Origin of the sequence: Virgibacillus halodenitrificans JCM 12304, assembly GCF_001310895.1 — a bacterium.
Classification (GTDB): Bacteria; Bacillota; Bacilli; order Bacillales; family Amphibacillaceae; genus Virgibacillus_Q; species Virgibacillus_Q halodenitrificans.
In genome coordinates this window covers 1-15,647 of sequence record NZ_BAZS01000054.1, presented here as the reverse complement: position 1 = coordinate 15,647, position 15,647 = coordinate 1, and the positions used below count along the sequence as shown (strand labels likewise).

Here is a 15,647-nt window from a genome sequence, read left to right as displayed (position 1 = left end):
TTTATCCTGTTTGTTATTATAATTAATTTACAACTTATTTTGTGTGCTCATTTTCAACTACACATATTAATTGATAAAATAAGCAACTATTTTCAACCTATTATGTATATTATAACTCACGTGTTAGCTTGTCATATTTTAGTTATAAATAGAATATATATACTTTATAATAGATTTTTTATAATTAATATGATATTGTAATTATTATAAATAACTATGGAGGTGCTTTTATAATGAGTGATAAAAATAACAATAATAATAAGGTAACTACTGCGGCAGGTGCTCCGGTACCGGACTATCAGAATTCCATGACAGCTGGTCCAAGAGGGCCTTTACTTTTACAAGATGTCTGGTTCCTCGAAAAGCTTGCTCACTTTGATAGAGAGGTTATACCAGAACGCAGAATGCACGCGAAAGGTTCTGGTGCTTATGGGACTTTTACCGTTACGAAAGACATTACAAAATATACAAAAGCAAAGATTTTCTCAGAGATAGGGAAAAAAACAGATATGTTCGTACGTTTTTCTACTGTAGCAGGTGAACGAGGTGGAGCTGACGCTGAACGTGATATTCGTGGTTTTTCTATGAGATTTTATACCGAGGAAGGCAACTGGGACATCGTTGGGAACAATACGCCTGTATTCTTCTTTAGAGACCCATTACTATTCCCGGATTTAAACCATGCTGTTAAGCGTGATCCCCGCACAAATATGAGAAGCGCGAACAACAACTGGGATTTCTGGACGAACCTTCCTGAAGCACTTCATCAGGTTACGATTGTAATGAGTGACAGAGGAATACCTAAGTCTTACCGACAAATGCATGGCTTTGGCAGTCACACTTTCAGTATGATTAACGATAAAAATGAACGAGTATGGGTGAAATTCCACATGCGTTCCCAACAAGGGATTGAAAATCTAACTGATCAGGAAGCACAGGACCTTGTTGGCGCCGACCGTGAAAGTCATCAACGTGACCTTTATGAAAACATAGAAAATGGAAACTTCCCTAAATGGAAGATGTACATTCAAGTAATGACAGAAGAACAGGCAAATAATATGCCATACAATCCATTTGATCTTACTAAAGTTTGGTATAAAAAGGACTTTCCTTTAATTGAGGTTGGAGAATGGGAGCTTAACCGTAATCCTGATAACTACTTTGCTGAAGTAGAGCAGGCTGCTTTCACGCCTGCTAACGTAGTACCTGGTATAGGATTTTCTCCGGACAAAATGCTACAAGGCAGATTATTCTCATACGGTGATGCTCAGCGCTATCGTCTTGGTGTGAACCACCACCAAATCCCGGTTAACCAACCTAAATGCCCATTCCACAGTTTCCACCGAGATGGAGCAATGAGGGTTGATGGTAATAAAGGCAGCCAATTACATTATGCTCCGAACAGTTATGGTCAGTGGAAAGACCAACCAGAATACAAAGAACCAAGCCTTGCAATACACGGAGATGCTGACAGATGGGACTTCCGAGAAGATGATGACAACTACTTTGAGCAACCAGGACGTCTATTCAATTTAATGGACGCTGAACAAAAACAACTATTGTTCGAAAACACCGCCCGTAACATGCGCGGAGTAGATAAACACATCAAACTACGTCATATTAATCATTGTTATAAAGCAGACCCTGCTTATGGCGAAGGCGTAGCTAATGCTTTAGGAATTTCCCTAAGTGAAGTAGAAGCTGCAAGTGAAAAAGAATAATTTGTAAAAAGAAAGAGGATGTTCTTAACGTAGAACATCCTCTTTCTTTTACTTTTCGTTTTTAATCATTGATAGAGCTATTCTACCTTTATTTGCATCAATTTGTTCTACCCATACAGTCACTACATCACCAACTGACGCTATATCCATAGGGTGTTTCACAAAGGAGTTAGACATCTTGGAGATATGCACAAGCCCATCCTGTTTAACTCCAATATCAACAAACACACCAAAATCCACTACATTTCTTACTGTTCCTTGCATTTCCATACCTGGCTTTAAATCTTCCAAGCTCAGAACATTTTGCTTTAGAAGAGGCTGCGGAAAATCATCACGGGGGTCACGCTCTGGTCGACCGAGAGCTCCGATAATATCCAATAAGGTTGGTTCTCCTATTTCCAATTCTTTTGCAAGTTTCTTTTTATCTACTGTTTTTACTTTTTCTCTTAACTTTTCAGAACCAATATCATTTAACTCACAATCAAGTAATTTTAACAGTTGTTCAGTTTGCTTATAACTTTCCGGGTGAATTGGCGTACGATCCAATGGGTGATCTCCATCAATAATACGCAAAAATCCAATTCCTTGCTCATAAGTTTTGGCACCTAAACGAGGGATCTTTTTTAACTGCTTTCGATTAGTAAACTTCCCTTCTTCGTTCCGCTGTTTTACAATATTATTAGCGACGGCCTTACTCAAGCCAGATACATATTGCAATAGAGAGGAAGAAGCAGTATTAACATTTACTCCAACCTGGTTAACCGCAGTTTCAACCACAAAGGTTAAAGACTCATTTAACGCTTTTTGCCCGACATCATGCTGATATTGTCCTACACCAATTGATTTTGGGTCAATTTTAACTAGTTCAGCTAGTGGATCTTGAACTCTTCGCGCAATTGAGGCCGCACTTCTTTCTTCTACCTGTAAATCCGGAAATTCCTCCCGTGCTAGTTTAGAAGCTGAATAAACACTTGCTCCCGCTTCATTAACAATAATGTAGGGAATTTCTAGTTTATTATTACTTATAACATCTGAAATAAATTGTTCAGTTTCTCTTGAAGCAGTACCATTTCCAATTGCTATCAGTTCAACCTGATGCTTTCTTATCAATCCCATCGCTATCTTTTCGGCGCCAGCTATATCATGCTTTGGAGCTGTTGGGTACATAACACCAACATCAAGTACTTTCCCTGTCTCATCTACTATCGCCAGCTTACAACCGGTTCGAAATGCAGGATCGACCCCTAAGATGGTTTTTCCTTTCAATGGAGGTTGTAATAATAAATTATTAAGATTTTTGGAGAATACTTCTATTGCCTGTTGTTCTGCTTTTTCAGTTAACCCACTCCGTATTTCTCTCTCTACCGATGGCTGAATTAATCTTTTGTAACTATCATTGATTGCTTCTTTTAACAATGCAACAATCTGCTCATTCGCATCCCGTTTAATTACTTTTTTAACAAGATAGTCATGGATTTTTTCAGCAGGTGGTTCTATTGTAACCTGCAGCACTTCTTCTTTTTCTCCACGATTCAATGCCAAGATGCGATGAGATACCATTGAACGAATTGCTTCATTAAATTCATAATACATTTCGTATACACTTTTTTCATCTTTTTCAGCAGCTTTTAATTCCGAATTGATACTACCACGCTTAAAGGTTTCTTCTCTAATATACTCACGGTATTCCGGGTCATCAGAAATCCATTCGGCAATTATATCGTTTACGCCTGCTAACACATCTTCCATGGACTGAAGTTCATGCTCCTCTGATATGAAATTCTCGGCTTCGGTAGTCAAATCGACCAGTTGCTGATCCCAAACTTGTTGTGCCAGGGGTTCTAGGCCTTTTTCTTTGGCAATGGTAGCCTTTGTCCTCCGTTTTTGTTTATACGGACGATACAGATCCTCTACCCTTTGCAATTGAGTAGCCTCATTAATCTCTTTCTCAAGTTCTTCCGTAAGCTTACCTTGTTCATCAATAATTCTTATTACTTCTTGTTTTCTATCTGAGAGATTTACCGCATATGTCCATTTATCTTGTACAGATTTAATTTGAACTTCGTCAAGCCCACCTGTAATTTCTTTTCTGTAACGTGCTATAAATGGTACCGTATTTCCTTCATCCAGTAAATCGATAACTTTATGTACAATTGAGGTATTAACCTTGGTCTCTTTAGAAACCCATTGCATCAACTGCATGTTTAACTCATTATCCACATGTCTTCCTCCTTTTTCTATACCATTATTTTATCACTTAAAAAGAGAAGACTCCATTAGAAACGAACCCCCCAAAGTCTTAGATATGGTACATAATCCAATTTAGTTGATAACAAGTGCTGACTTAACAAACACTAAGGTGTGAAAGCGTCCGCCTGAGAAAACAAAAAAAGACCGACACTGTCAGCCTTTTAAATTTTTTACTTATATCTAATTGCAATTAACGTTGTATCATCTTCTCTGACTTCCTCGCTTGTATACTCAAAAACATTTGTGATCATTTCCACATCTGTATTCAGTAAAAATTTCTGCGAAAGATCTTTATCTGAGATCCCATCAGAGAACATAATAAAATTCGTTTCAGGCTCCAGTTTTTCCTGAACCACTTTAAAAGGACGGTGATACCCAGCTAAATAGCCAGCATTAGGTATATTGCGAACTTTCTTTTTACCCTTGGGGATGGTCATTACCCCTATGTTTCCAATTGAAGAAAAGGAATACGTTTTTGTCTTAAAGTCGAGCTTTAAGATACCAACGACCACCCCTCGTTTTCCGGTTAGTTGCTGATTACATTTCTTTATAAGGTGTTCAATGGAAGAGTGGATATTACTTTTTATTATATCAATAACGATTTGAGAGGATTCCTTAGCAAATTCACCGCTTCCCAAACCGTCTGCAATAGCGCAGACGAACTCATTTTCTGTTTCCGTATAAAAGTAACTGTCTCCACAGTAGTAATTACCTTTTTTTGCCTTTTGGAACACAGATACATCTACTCTATTATAACTCAATCAAATACCTCCGTGCTTTCAGCTTGTATGGCTTCCCTCAATTTATGTAGAGAACGGCGCTGTAGCCTGGAGACGTGCATTTGAGAAATCCCTAATAATTCACCAGTTTCTTTCTGGCTCATATTCTCAAAATAAGTACACTGCAAAATCTGCTGTTCCCTTTCTGATAAGATAGGTAAAATTTTCTCCAGCATCATTTTTTGGTCCACATTATTATATCCACTTTCATCATTTCCTACCAAATCCAGAATGGCAACAGTACTACCATCGGAATCTGCTTCAATCTTTCGATCCACAGATAAAGCCTTATAGCTTTTACCCATTTCCATTGTTTCCAGAACATCTTCTTCAGTGACTTCCAAATAATCCGCAATTTCTTTAATTGATGGGGATATTTGGTTAGCAGTTGTTAATTCATCTACCGCTTTTTTAATTTTTGGACCAAGTTCTTTGATTCTTCTGGGAACATGCACACTCCATGTTTTATCTCTTATGAATCGCTTTATCTCTCCTATTATTGTCGGAATAGCAAAAGATTCAAAGGATTTACCAAATGATGCATCATACCTTCTCACTGCTGCTAATAATCCAATCATACCTACCTGTACAAGATCCTCGTGAATGGCACTATTTTTGGAGTATTTTCTAGCAATGGACTCTACAAGATCCTTGTATGTTAGCACAATCTTTTCTTGCACCACTTCATCGGTTGGCTCATCTTGCAAGTACTCAATCCATTGGTAAACCTCATCTCTTCCGCTATTGTGTGGTTGAGATTTGGTCGTCATCAAAGCCCACCTCTGCTTCACTAAGATACTTGGTCATTAAAACTATAACCCCATAATTGTTGCTGATTTCTACTTTATCCATTAGAGCATTGATAAGGAATAAGCCAAACCCACCTTCTCGCAAACTCTCTACAGATTCTGTATTTTTATATGGTCCGATATCATCTTTAATTTTATTCAAATCGAAGCTTCCGCCATGATCAGCAACCATAATTTCCAAGCGGTCTTCATAAATTCCAAATCCGATTGTTACTTCTCCCTCATCCTTTTCGTTATAAGCATGAGTTACCGTATTCGTAATGGCCTCAGAAATAGCAACCTTCAAATCTTCAATATCTTCATAAGAAAAACCCATTCGATTGGCAATTCCTGAAATGCTTAGCCGTATAACCCCAACATATTCCGCTTTTGCAGGCACCTTCATTTCTACAAAATCAAATTTTTCCATTATTCACTTCCACCCCGAATCGCTGAATTTATGTCCATAATCTCATCTAGACCTGTAATTTTGAATAAACGCAAAACCCGATCCTGAATGTTAACTAGCTTCATTTTGCTACCATGCTCTTTCGTTGACTTTAAGGCACTTATAAATACACCAAGTCCCGTACTATCCATATAATTCACATTTTCCAAATCAATTTCCACTGTATGCTCTGGTGTCTTCGTTAATGGTAAAACGGCATCTTTTAACTGGGGGGCTGTATATGCATCAATTTCACCTGAAAGGTTTACAATCGATTTTTCTGATTCATTGGTTATATCAACTGATAAATTCATATTTTATATCCTCCTAAATAGACACAATATATGTAGTAGTAACATTTTTATATATTGTTATAAATTCTCTACTATCCTTTAACCTTGTACCCAATTTAGTATAATGCTAAACCTCTCTGCGCAAAATTAACAGGGTGAAGTCATCTCTTAATTCAAAATCCTGTAGCCTCTCAAAATGCTTGTACACCTTGTTGACCATCTCTTGAGCGGGTAAATCTTCATAGGATTTTATTACTTCAAGAATTTCTTCGCTTTCAATAAACCGATCCCCATCTCTACATTCCGTAACCCCATCTGTTAAAAGGATAACCATATCTCCTTTATTCACCTTCAGCTCATACTGCTCATACTCAGCATCTGATGAAACGCCAAGCACGAGACCTTTTGTTTCAATTTCAGTAAACGTGCCTTTTTCTGCATCATAATAAAAACCTGGCTCATGCCCTGCTGAAGCATAGTGGAGCTTATGTTCACATGGAAGATACTGAGCATAAAGCATGGTAATAAACATGCTTGCATCCACGTTTCTCTCTACTACCCGATTTAAATTTTTAAGAATAGATTTTGGCTCCATAGAATCTTCAGGATAACTATCCATTGCGTATTTAATCATGGACATACATAAAGCAGCCGGGATCCCTTTTCCGATAACATCTGCTATTGCTATTCCTAATGAACCGTCCTTTCCCTTCACAAAATGATGATAATCTCCATTCATCTGATGGGCAGGAACACTAACAATACCTATATCTAACCCTTCAATTTCAGGCTTCGTCGTCCCCAATAATGTATTTTGCATACTTGCAGCAACCGAGATCTCAGACTTAATTTCATATTGTTTTTCTCTTAGCATTTGGAATTCTTGATGTGCAAGCCCGTAGGATATCATGGCTTCCAGTAAAAAATCCATGGAGTGTTGGAATTTCTCTGACATCTCTGGATATAGTTCAGCAAGTGCTTGAATATGCAAGTTCACAATTTCCTCAGGAAGTATATGGTTTTTAATAAAGGACTTACTGACCTGTTCAACTCCGTACAGAGATTTCTCGTCTTGTGTGTCAATGTAATGTTTTAATAAATCTTTATAATTTGCAGCATCTAATTTTATTACGTCATCCATCCTAAATCTCCCACCCTTATCCTCATCAAATTCCTGTCCTATACAAAGATGTGCACAACCTTTTAAGAGGGTGTGCACACTTTTTTAAACGCAGGCCGAAAAGAAGTTATCTGGCCCACTTAATTGCTTTAATTTTCGTGCCTACTCCTACCTCAGATTGAACATCAAATTCATCCATTAGCCTTTTGACACCTGGAAGTCCTGCTCCTAAACCGCCTGAAGTGGAGTAGCCATCTTCCATTACCCGGCCAATATCGTCAATCCCTGGTCCGTTGTCTGTTGATAGTATTACTAAACCTTTTCGGTTCATATTTTCAACTACTTCAAAACAAATTTGGCCGTTTTCAGTGTATAAATAAATATTACGAGCTAATTCCGATATCGCTGTTGCTATTCGAGCCTGGTCAACCGTACCAAAACCCATTTTCTTGGCAATATCTCGCCCTAATTGCCTTGCTCCAACAATATCCCACTCTTTTTGAATTGTTACACAAGATTGTGGGGTCATAATCATTCCCCCAATTCCTGGTACAGTTTAATTAGACCTTGCTCTAAGTCAAGCGCAGTTGGGACATTCTTTAGATGAATACCCAAATCTATTAAGGTCATGGCCACTGCAGGTTGAATACCAGTCAATACTACTTTCGCCCCCATTAAATCTGACATTGTAACAACATCCCCTAGAACTTTTGCAATGAATGAGTCAATTATGTCTACGGATGTTAGGTCAATGACAACTCCTGATGAACCACTTTGATGAATTTTATTTAATAGATCCTCTTGAAATTGTATTGCTGTATTATCATCAATCTCGGTTTGTATGGAAATCAAGAGATAATTATGAAGCTTTAAAATTGGTATTCGCATTCAGATCACTCTCCTCGTAAAGACTCGATCATTTTTTCAATACTTTCTTCATTGTCTTCAAGGTCAATAACTTTTCGGTTTGTAATTTCCAAAGCTCTAGTAAATCCTTTTCTTAGAGAGCTTTTTGTTGGAAATTTACCTAAGTCAATACCTAGATTTACAATTGTTTGTGCTATTTCAGGGCGAATACCAACTAAGATACAGGTAGAACCGATGAGTCTTACCGCCTCAGCGGCCTGTATAATATGATGGGCAACCATCGTATCTACCACAGGTACACCTGTGATATCAATCAATACTACTTCAGAATTATGTTTAATTACACCTTCGAGCAGGTTTTCCATAATTAGTTTCGCACGTTCTGTATCTATAGTTCCTATCAAAGGCATAACAGTAATTCGATCCATGACAGGGATGAGCGGGGCTGATAACTCTTGCAAAGCAACTCGTTGGAGGGATACAATATGCTCCCAGCTACCTGAGTACTCATTTACAAGCTGTCTGATAAGTGGTTCCACCCAAACATCTACACTTTTCATTACGTCTGAGATATGTGCGGAATCTACTTTTACAGACTGACCTAGAATATAATCAACGGAAACTCTTCTAAAAACCTGGAGTCCATCGGTGATATAACTTAGCGGCCAGCCTAGATTTATAATTTTTTCAGAAAAATCCTCTACGACTTTTACTGATCCTTGGTTTTTAATACTTGTAAAGATGACATTAACAAACTCTCTATTTGTACTTTCGAATAATTCGTCTGAAATATTCGCTGTATAGTTGTCCTGTTTAAGTGAGTTAATTTCTGACATCCACATTTGTACAATTGAGTCACTGTTTTCAATGACTATCTTTTTAAAATCCTGGCTCATTCTCTTCCCCCCATAATCGAGTCTACTGTCGTTATTACGACTAAATTCGCCAACTGTTTTATTGTATAAAGCACAAGTGCACGAATCGGTAGTTTTATATGGTTTTAATTGTACCATAAAAGGATATTTTTTTAAAAAAATCCCACTCTATACCTTTTTATGAAAAATAGCAACTCCTGGTTAGCTGAATTAAAAATGAAAATAACTACACTCTCTTCAGTAGCAACGCTTATCTGCCAGAGTAAAATTGTGCATCCTAACAGGCTGCCGTATGGAGATGACAAATAAAATAATTTTAGTCAAAGTCTTATAATTTTCTGATTAACCATTAAAAGTGCTATTGCTTACAGCAATAGCACTTTTAATGATCATACATATCTTTCAGCCCCAGACTAATTTCCAGAGCCTGATTTATTTTATTCATCATTTCAGCATCAAGTTTAGTTATTTTATCTGTTAATCTCTGTTTATCCAATGTACGGATTTGTTCCAGCAGAATAACAGAATTCCGGTCGAATCCGTAGCGTTTTGCATTAATTTCAACATGAGTAGGTAACTTAGCCTTTTGAATTTGCGCAGTAATAGCTGCCACAATAACGGTCGGGCTAAACCGATTACCTATATCATTTTGAAGGATCAATACCGGGCGCACGCCTCCCTGCTCCGATCCAACCACAGGGGATAAGTCGGCGAAATATACTTCACCTCTTTGAACGATCAAATTGTTACACCCCGATCACAGAGCGCTCTAAGGTGTTTTCAGCCTCCTCTTCAGCTTGAAAAGCTTCCGAAGCAATTGTTAGATTAATGCGACCCATTTCTTCATAGCCTTTTTGCATTGTCTCACGGAATTGTTGGATATGTTCGTCTTTTTTATGCTGCAAGTAGCTTCTTGTAGCCTGACAAATGAAATCACTTAAGTCACTATTTTCATATCTCATTAATCCATCCACCTCATTCAATAGGTTTTTTGGTATTTTCACTAAGATCTCCTGTAAGCTCTCTGACAAAACCATACACCTCCGCCAACTGTTGAACGAACTATTTAAAAGTCATTATTTATGATAGCATTGAATCCAGTCGTTTGCAAAGGGTTATTGAAAGTTTTTTCTAAAAAAAGCTGTTTTTGTCGTTTAATATTTGAAATTTGTGGAATAAAACATGGTTAGCACCTATTCATTTTTATACAAGCGTGGAACCCGTTGATTGATTATACAAGGAATCTCATAATTAATTGTTTCTGCATGGGCGGCGATTTCGTCCATCTCAATTTCTGCGCTATTTTGCTTACCTATCAGTGTAACCTTCGTATCAATAGGATATTCCCCATCAAGTCGAATCATGGTTTGATCCATACATATTCTCCCTACAATAGGCATTCTTTTTCCATTAACCAGTACATCTACCCCTTGTAGCTTCCTTATCCATCCGTCTCCATAGCCAATTGGAATCGTTCCAATCCATTCGTCTTTTTCCGCTTTATAGGTTGCGCCATAGCTAACTGTTTCTCCAGCAGCTATCTTCTTGACGTGAGCCAGTCTGCTGTGCAAGGAAAATGCTTGCTTTAATTCGACGTCTCTTTCAGACTTTACCGTACCAGATGGATATAATCCATACATAGCGATTCCGAAACGGATATAATCATACATTTCTTCAGGTAAACGAATCGCACTAGCACTATTACCAATGTGAACATCAACCGGCTTCCCCCATACCTCGGTAAATGTTTTCAGCATCTCTTCAAAACGGCTTTTCTGTTCATAGAAATAGGACATATCAGCTTCATCAGCAGTTGCAAAATGTGTGAACACTCCTGTTAAATATATGCTGGGATTTTCATTTAATGCATAAAGGAGTTCTTTCAGTTCAGATTTTGTCCTTACACCAATTCTCCCCATGCCTGTATCCCATTTCATATGGACATGTAGCTTATCCTCTAATTGATAAGTACTTACTTCCTGTAGCCATTCTTTTTGAAAAAAAGTTAAAGTAATATTGTTAACAGCAGCTATCGGTGCTGCTTTTGCAGGGACCCAGCCCAGCACTAAAATAGGGACCGTAATTTCTGCCTTCCTAAGTGTTAATGCCTCTTCAAATAGAGCAACAGCCAATGCACTAGCCCCCGCTTTAATTGCCCTCTTCGCAACCTGCACACTCCCATGTCCGTAACCATCGGCCTTCACTACTGCAATGATCTTCGTCTTATTGGAAATACGCTTTTTAATTTGTTGAAGATTGTATTCAATCGCTTCCAGATCTACCTCTACCCAGGTATTTCTGTATATGGTGTCCGACATAGGTCATGCTCCCTTCTGTAAATAACTAAATTAATTTTAGCAGAAAACAGCACGTGTTCCTATCTCAAAATATTTCTATCAAGAACCAGTAATAAACATTATTCAAAGGTTCTCCCTTTTGTAGTTTATTAGGCAAATAAAAAGCAGACCCCCCTCTCCATATAAGAGTCTGCTTGCTATTTTTACCCATATTACTTCACTTCTTTATTTTGCACCGATTGAGCTACCTGAATTAATTCCTCTCTCGTCAATTCTTCGCTTGCAAGAATAAAATCTACACCATCATACGTCCACTCAATCGTATTTTCTGATAGTGCTCCTACAGCATTTCCTAAATTGACAATATCACCTGAAACTTCCTTTGGTGCCGACATAGTAGTAATCGCTTCTGACTTTTCTTCCACTAAAGTAAAATTCTTTTCACCTGAAAATGACAGTATAACCCGCTTCCCCTTTTCAAGATCTACTTCTTTTTTCTCCGTTAACTCCGCGCCTGCCAGATAGGAAGGAAACAGTACTGTAAGCGTGTCATCCTGTACTTCTGCGGATGCTGTTGTCTCAGATTCTCCTGTAGCCATATTTTTGTCCATAGAGAAGTCATCCTCTGCAAACTTGGCTTCCGTATCAAACGTTGTAAACTTCACTTCAACCAACGTGTTTTTATCTTTATCCTTCACCTTAACGAGTAATGGGGTGTACGTTTTTTTGTCAAAATGAATTTCCTGGTATGGCAAATTGTTATTGCTTTGGTAATTAGTCTTTGTTTTGAAAATATACGCTGATTCAGTAGATTCAAAATCTGCTTCCTTATCCTCTTTAATATCCTTTACTAACGATTGATATAGATATGGCTGACTGCTATTATCCGGCCACTCGGATTGAAATTTAAAGCTTTTATCAAGGGCTGGGGTAAGCACAAACACACCATCTTTATTCTTCAGAATAATTTGGTTGCCCTTTTCGTCCTGGTCATTTTTTAATGCAACTCGATACATGTCACTTTTTTTATGCCAAATACCAATGTTAAAGTTTTGCTCTTCCTGCCCCGTATTCATGTTCATTGTTGCTTCTGCTTTATAACCGTTCATCTTTTCCATTGTATCCTCTAATTTACTTAGTACATCTTCCTGGGATTTCTCTCCGCACGCTGTCAACAAAATGGTTACAACAAGCAAAATCAAAACACTTAAATGTCTTTTCATAGTCATGTCTCCCTTGTCTCAAGTAAAAACAAAGGGAACGTTTATCACGCGATTAGAAAGCACGTAAGATGAATTTACTGTGAATCGTTAGTTATTAAGTAAGCTCTTAAAAACTTTAGGGATGCCTGTAATTACATCTGTAGCAAGTAAATCATGAACAGTATGGTTTGTACTTACTGCTAAGTCAGCCGACTTACCATGGAGGTAGCACCCATTACAAAGCCCTTCAAAAATGGATTGACCTTGCATGACTATGGCTAAGACCATCCCAGTGAGCACATCTCCACTACCTCCCTTTGCTAGTCCAGGGTTACCTGTAGTATTTACGGCTTGTCTGCTTCAGGAGAGGATATAATGGTATGAGTGCCTTTTAGGATGACATAAACTCCATGCTCCATAGCAAAATTTCTGGAATAATAAAATGGTTTATGCATTAACTCCTTTACAGACAATCCCATAAGCATCGCCATTTCCCCAGGATGTGGTGTTATAATAACAGGCTCTTGCTTACCTTGAAGAGCGGATAAGTCATCCTTGATATGAAAAAGACCATCTCCGTCAATTATTATTGGACACTCTGCTTGGTGCAGAATGGTTTTGACAAGTAGTTCCGTCTCAGGATCTCTCCCCATTCCTATGCCAATCGCTACAGCATCATACGCATCCAAGTCAATAGACTTTTTATTCGTTAAAGCTCCATTGACTTCCGGTAAAATTTGATATGTCGCTTCAAGGTTTTGACCAGCAATCGCACTTCTCACTTTTTCTGAAGTTGCACCTGTAATAAGCCCGGCCCCCGTACGTAATGCTGCTTGCAATGTCATTGCAAATGCTCCCGGCATTTCAGAACTTCCTCCAATGACTAGCCCTCTACCATGATCACCCTTGTGGTCATTTAACTGACGTGACGGCATTGTTTTCAGAAATTGGACTTCATCCCACACCTCTCTGTCACTTGCTTTAAAGGCCTTCAGTGGCAATCCAATGTCTAAATTGGTCCATGCTCCATAATAAGCTGCCGTATGTTGCAAAAACGCACTCATTTTCGGTGCGCCCACGGTGAAAGTGTAATCTGCTTGTACAGCTGCAAAATCATGGATCCCTTCATCAGCAGGCAAACCCGATGGTATATCAACAGAAACAACACAGGATGCTTTTTCATTTAGAATAGATACGAGGTTTGCCATCGGCTCTCGAAGCATTCCTTTTACCCCTATTCCCAATATTGCATCAATAACTATTTCAGCATCATTTAAATATGTTGAAATGTTCTCTGTCTCTTTCATTAAGGTAACCTCACCACCACAATTAATGTAAAGATTCTTGTGATAGAGAGCATCCCCAATAATCTTGTCATTTGGCACAACTTGTACAACTTGAACAGAATATGACTTATTCAATAATGTACGGCCAATAACAAAGCCATCTCCCCCATTGCTGCCAGGACCTACAAGAATACAGATGGTTCCTTTAGAGCTGGTTAAGCCTTCCACTTCCTGAGCAATAGCTCGTCCGGCATTTTCCATTAAAAGCTTACCTTCCATGTTCATTTCTTTTATTGACAATTCATCTATATCGTACATTTCGTTCGCGGTGACAATATACACTTTGTTCCCTCCTGCCCGCACTAAAATATATGAGACAAACTAATTAAATATGCATGACCTTATTCTGCTTCAATGATAACTTGGGCTGTTGCATAGGCTTCACTATGTGAGATGGATATAAAAATTTTCTTCATATGATATCCTTTCACCTTCATTTTTGGACCCCCATTATCACCATGAGTGATTTCTATGTCCTTAAAACTTAACTTACCTATACCTGTCCCTGTTGCTTTCGCAAATGCTTCTTTTCCAGCAAATCTCCCTGCAAGATATTCCATTTTCCTTTTCTCCGTGGGAAGTTTGTAAAAATAAAGTTGTTCTTTCTCCGTCAAAATCCGTTGGGCGAACCTCTCATTTCTGCGGAAACTATCTCTAATGCGCTCTATTTCAACTAAATCAATACCTATACCTTCTATCAAAAAATCACCTCTTTGCACAAGTACCATAAAACAATTGCCATTTCACAATGTATTTTAGTACGCTATGATTGGTCATATGATACAATATTTCTTACTATAATACTAATACCCATTTTAATGGATGTAAAAATAACTTTTATTCGGGGGTAATCATGTTTCTACGTAATGAGAGAAGTATAAAAGAATTTATGAGCTATTATCCGGTCGTTTCGGTGTTGGTATTTCTTCATTTAGCTTTATGGTTTATAATAGACTTTCTCCAGCTTCCTATAGGGGAATCCCTCTATCAGTGGGGTGCTGGAAGCAATTATTTGATCAACCAAGGGGAATGGTGGCGTTTAATAACACCCATATTTCTCCATGCCGGTCTAATGCATGCTTTATTTAACTCCTTTTCCCTAGTACTATTTGGCCCAGCCTTGGAACAAATGCTAGGTAAGACAAAATTTGTTCTTGCATATGTTGGAGCTGGATTTATTGGCGATTTAGGAACATACCTTTTAGGTCCTGATTCCTTTTGGTATACACATGTAGGAGCTTCAGGAGCAATATTTGGACTGTTTGGTATTTATATTTTTATGGTAGTATTTCGCAAGCATTTAATCGATCAGGCGAATTCCCAAATTGTAGTTACCATCTTTGTGATTGGACTTGTTATGACATTCGTACGGTCAAATATAAATATTTATGCACATATTTTTGGGTTTATTGGTGGTTTTGCCATCGCTCCTCTGGTCCTCACAAAAGCAAGAGCATATTCACCTTGGCGGAACAGGCGCGATTATGACCCAAATGATACCTCCATCAAATTTGACCCAAACCGCTGGAAGAAACGCCGAATGCCTGCACAGCTTAAGAAAAATATCTTTTGGATTATCTTTGGCGTACTTGTGCTACTTGGATTAATCAGCCGCTTCTTAAGATAAAATATCCCCCTAGTCTATGGAAGACTAGGGGGTT

At 38.1% G+C, this 15,647-nt stretch carries 18 protein-coding genes; 2 read left to right on the top strand and 16 right to left on the bottom strand.

Annotated elements, in window-relative coordinates; translation table 11 throughout:
* The first annotated feature begins 233 nt into the window (after positions 1-233).
* The gene (locus JCM12304_RS18135) at positions 234-1,721 is read left to right on the top strand and encodes a catalase (protein WP_060681902.1); all 1,488 of its coding nucleotides are present in this window, start codon (positions 234-236) and stop codon (positions 1,719-1,721) included.
* A gap of 48 nt (positions 1,722-1,769) precedes the next feature.
* On the opposite strand, the gene JCM12304_RS18130 is transcribed toward JCM12304_RS18135, so the two are convergent.
* The 16 genes from JCM12304_RS18130 to acpS form a co-directional block, all read right to left on the bottom strand.
* Positions 1,770-3,923: a Tex family protein gene (locus JCM12304_RS18130; protein WP_060681903.1), complete on the bottom strand. Its 2,154-nt coding sequence runs from the start codon at positions 3,921-3,923 to the stop codon at positions 1,770-1,772.
* 218 nt (positions 3,924-4,141) lie between these two features.
* Positions 4,142-4,732, bottom strand: a complete 591-nt coding sequence (locus tag JCM12304_RS18125; protein ID WP_060681901.1) for a SpoIIE family protein phosphatase — start codon at positions 4,730-4,732, stop codon at positions 4,142-4,144.
* Complete coding sequence (gene sigB, locus JCM12304_RS18120) at positions 4,729-5,520, bottom strand: RNA polymerase sigma factor SigB (protein ID WP_060681900.1); 792 nt, start codon at positions 5,518-5,520, stop codon at positions 4,729-4,731. The genes JCM12304_RS18125 and sigB overlap by 4 nt, the downstream gene beginning before the upstream one ends.
* Positions 5,492-5,968 (bottom strand): anti-sigma B factor RsbW, encoded by a 477-nt coding sequence (gene rsbW / locus JCM12304_RS18115; RefSeq protein WP_019379211.1) that lies wholly within the window; start codon positions 5,966-5,968, stop codon positions 5,492-5,494. Before rsbW ends, sigB begins: the two co-directional genes overlap by 29 nt.
* A complete protein-coding gene (locus JCM12304_RS18110) occupies positions 5,968-6,300 on the bottom strand; it encodes an STAS domain-containing protein (protein WP_060681899.1) in 333 nt (110 codons plus the stop codon). The genes rsbW and JCM12304_RS18110 overlap by 1 nt, the downstream gene beginning before the upstream one ends.
* Positions 6,301-6,406: 106 nt before the next feature.
* Positions 6,407-7,420 (bottom strand): PP2C family protein-serine/threonine phosphatase, encoded by a 1,014-nt coding sequence (locus JCM12304_RS18105; protein WP_060681898.1) that lies wholly within the window; start codon positions 7,418-7,420, stop codon positions 6,407-6,409.
* A gap of 106 nt (positions 7,421-7,526) precedes the next feature.
* The gene (locus tag JCM12304_RS18100; RefSeq protein ID WP_060681897.1) at positions 7,527-7,928 is read right to left on the bottom strand and encodes an anti-sigma regulatory factor; all 402 of its coding nucleotides are present in this window, start codon (positions 7,926-7,928) and stop codon (positions 7,527-7,529) included.
* A 2-nt stretch (positions 7,929-7,930) separates the two neighbouring features.
* The gene (locus tag JCM12304_RS18095) at positions 7,931-8,287 is read right to left on the bottom strand and encodes an STAS domain-containing protein (RefSeq protein WP_040954281.1); all 357 of its coding nucleotides are present in this window, start codon (positions 8,285-8,287) and stop codon (positions 7,931-7,933) included.
* Between the two features lie 5 nt (positions 8,288-8,292).
* Positions 8,293-9,162: an RsbT co-antagonist protein RsbRA gene (gene rsbRA, locus JCM12304_RS18090; protein ID WP_060681896.1), complete on the bottom strand. Its 870-nt coding sequence runs from the start codon at positions 9,160-9,162 to the stop codon at positions 8,293-8,295.
* 361 nt (positions 9,163-9,523) lie between these two features.
* The gene (locus JCM12304_RS18085) at positions 9,524-9,883 is read right to left on the bottom strand and encodes a type II toxin-antitoxin system PemK/MazF family toxin (protein WP_019379217.1); all 360 of its coding nucleotides are present in this window, start codon (positions 9,881-9,883) and stop codon (positions 9,524-9,526) included.
* Between the two features lie 4 nt (positions 9,884-9,887).
* Positions 9,888-10,172, bottom strand: coding sequence for a CopG family ribbon-helix-helix protein (locus tag JCM12304_RS18080; RefSeq protein ID WP_019379218.1), 285 nt, complete (start codon positions 10,170-10,172; stop codon positions 9,888-9,890).
* Positions 10,173-10,334: 162 nt separating this feature from the next.
* Positions 10,335-11,459, bottom strand: a complete 1,125-nt coding sequence (gene alr / locus JCM12304_RS18075) for an alanine racemase (RefSeq protein WP_060681895.1) — start codon at positions 11,457-11,459, stop codon at positions 10,335-10,337.
* Between the two features lie 191 nt (positions 11,460-11,650).
* Positions 11,651-12,661, bottom strand: coding sequence for a LolA family protein (locus JCM12304_RS18070; protein WP_060681894.1), 1,011 nt, complete (start codon positions 12,659-12,661; stop codon positions 11,651-11,653).
* Between the two features lie 87 nt (positions 12,662-12,748).
* Complete coding sequence (locus JCM12304_RS20215) at positions 12,749-12,928, bottom strand: hypothetical protein (RefSeq protein ID WP_256200863.1); 180 nt, start codon at positions 12,926-12,928, stop codon at positions 12,749-12,751.
* A 56-nt stretch (positions 12,929-12,984) separates the two neighbouring features.
* The gene (locus JCM12304_RS18060) at positions 12,985-14,268 is read right to left on the bottom strand and encodes an NAD(P)H-hydrate epimerase (protein WP_060681892.1); all 1,284 of its coding nucleotides are present in this window, start codon (positions 14,266-14,268) and stop codon (positions 12,985-12,987) included.
* Positions 14,269-14,327: 59 nt separating this feature from the next.
* Positions 14,328-14,687 carry a holo-ACP synthase gene (gene acpS, locus JCM12304_RS18055; protein WP_060681891.1) on the bottom strand — a complete coding sequence of 120 codons (360 nt, stop codon included), beginning with the start codon at positions 14,685-14,687 and terminating at the stop codon, positions 14,328-14,330.
* Positions 14,688-14,839: 152 nt separating this feature from the next.
* Here acpS and JCM12304_RS18050 point away from each other — a divergent pair, with 152 nt between their 5' ends.
* On the top strand, positions 14,840-15,613 hold the full coding sequence (locus JCM12304_RS18050) for a rhomboid family intramembrane serine protease (RefSeq protein WP_060681890.1): 774 nt from the start codon (positions 14,840-14,842) through the stop codon (positions 15,611-15,613).
* Positions 15,614-15,647 lie beyond the last annotated feature (34 nt).

Excerpts from the sequence above, each read along its gene's own strand:
- JCM12304_RS18095 (WP_040954281.1), bottom strand. The coding sequence starts at position 8,287 with ATGCGAATACCAATTTTAAAGCTTCATAATTATCTCTTGATTTCCATA.
- sigB (WP_060681900.1), bottom strand. The coding sequence starts at position 5,520 with ATGACGACCAAATCTCAACCACACAATAGCGGAAGAGATGAGGTTTAC.
- JCM12304_RS18050 (WP_060681890.1), top strand. The coding sequence starts at position 14,840 with ATGTTTCTACGTAATGAGAGAAGTATAAAAGAATTTATGAGCTATTAT.
- rsbW (WP_019379211.1), bottom strand. The coding sequence starts at position 5,968 with ATGGAAAAATTTGATTTTGTAGAAATGAAGGTGCCTGCAAAAGCGGAA.
- JCM12304_RS20215 (WP_256200863.1), bottom strand. The coding sequence starts at position 12,928 with ATGGTCTTAGCCATAGTCATGCAAGGTCAATCCATTTTTGAAGGGCTT.
- JCM12304_RS18110 (WP_060681899.1), bottom strand. The coding sequence starts at position 6,300 with ATGAATTTATCAGTTGATATAACCAATGAATCAGAAAAATCGATTGTA.
- JCM12304_RS18135 (WP_060681902.1), top strand. The coding sequence starts at position 234 with ATGAGTGATAAAAATAACAATAATAATAAGGTAACTACTGCGGCAGGT.
- JCM12304_RS18100 (WP_060681897.1), bottom strand. The coding sequence starts at position 7,928 with ATGACCCCACAATCTTGTGTAACAATTCAAAAAGAGTGGGATATTGTT.
- JCM12304_RS18105 (WP_060681898.1), bottom strand. The coding sequence starts at position 7,420 with ATGGATGACGTAATAAAATTAGATGCTGCAAATTATAAAGATTTATTA.
- rsbRA (WP_060681896.1), bottom strand. The coding sequence starts at position 9,162 with ATGAGCCAGGATTTTAAAAAGATAGTCATTGAAAACAGTGACTCAATT.
- JCM12304_RS18070 (WP_060681894.1), bottom strand. The coding sequence starts at position 12,661 with ATGAAAAGACATTTAAGTGTTTTGATTTTGCTTGTTGTAACCATTTTG.
- alr (WP_060681895.1), bottom strand. The coding sequence starts at position 11,459 with ATGTCGGACACCATATACAGAAATACCTGGGTAGAGGTAGATCTGGAA.
- JCM12304_RS18130 (WP_060681903.1), bottom strand. The coding sequence starts at position 3,923 with ATGCAGTTGATGCAATGGGTTTCTAAAGAGACCAAGGTTAATACCTCA.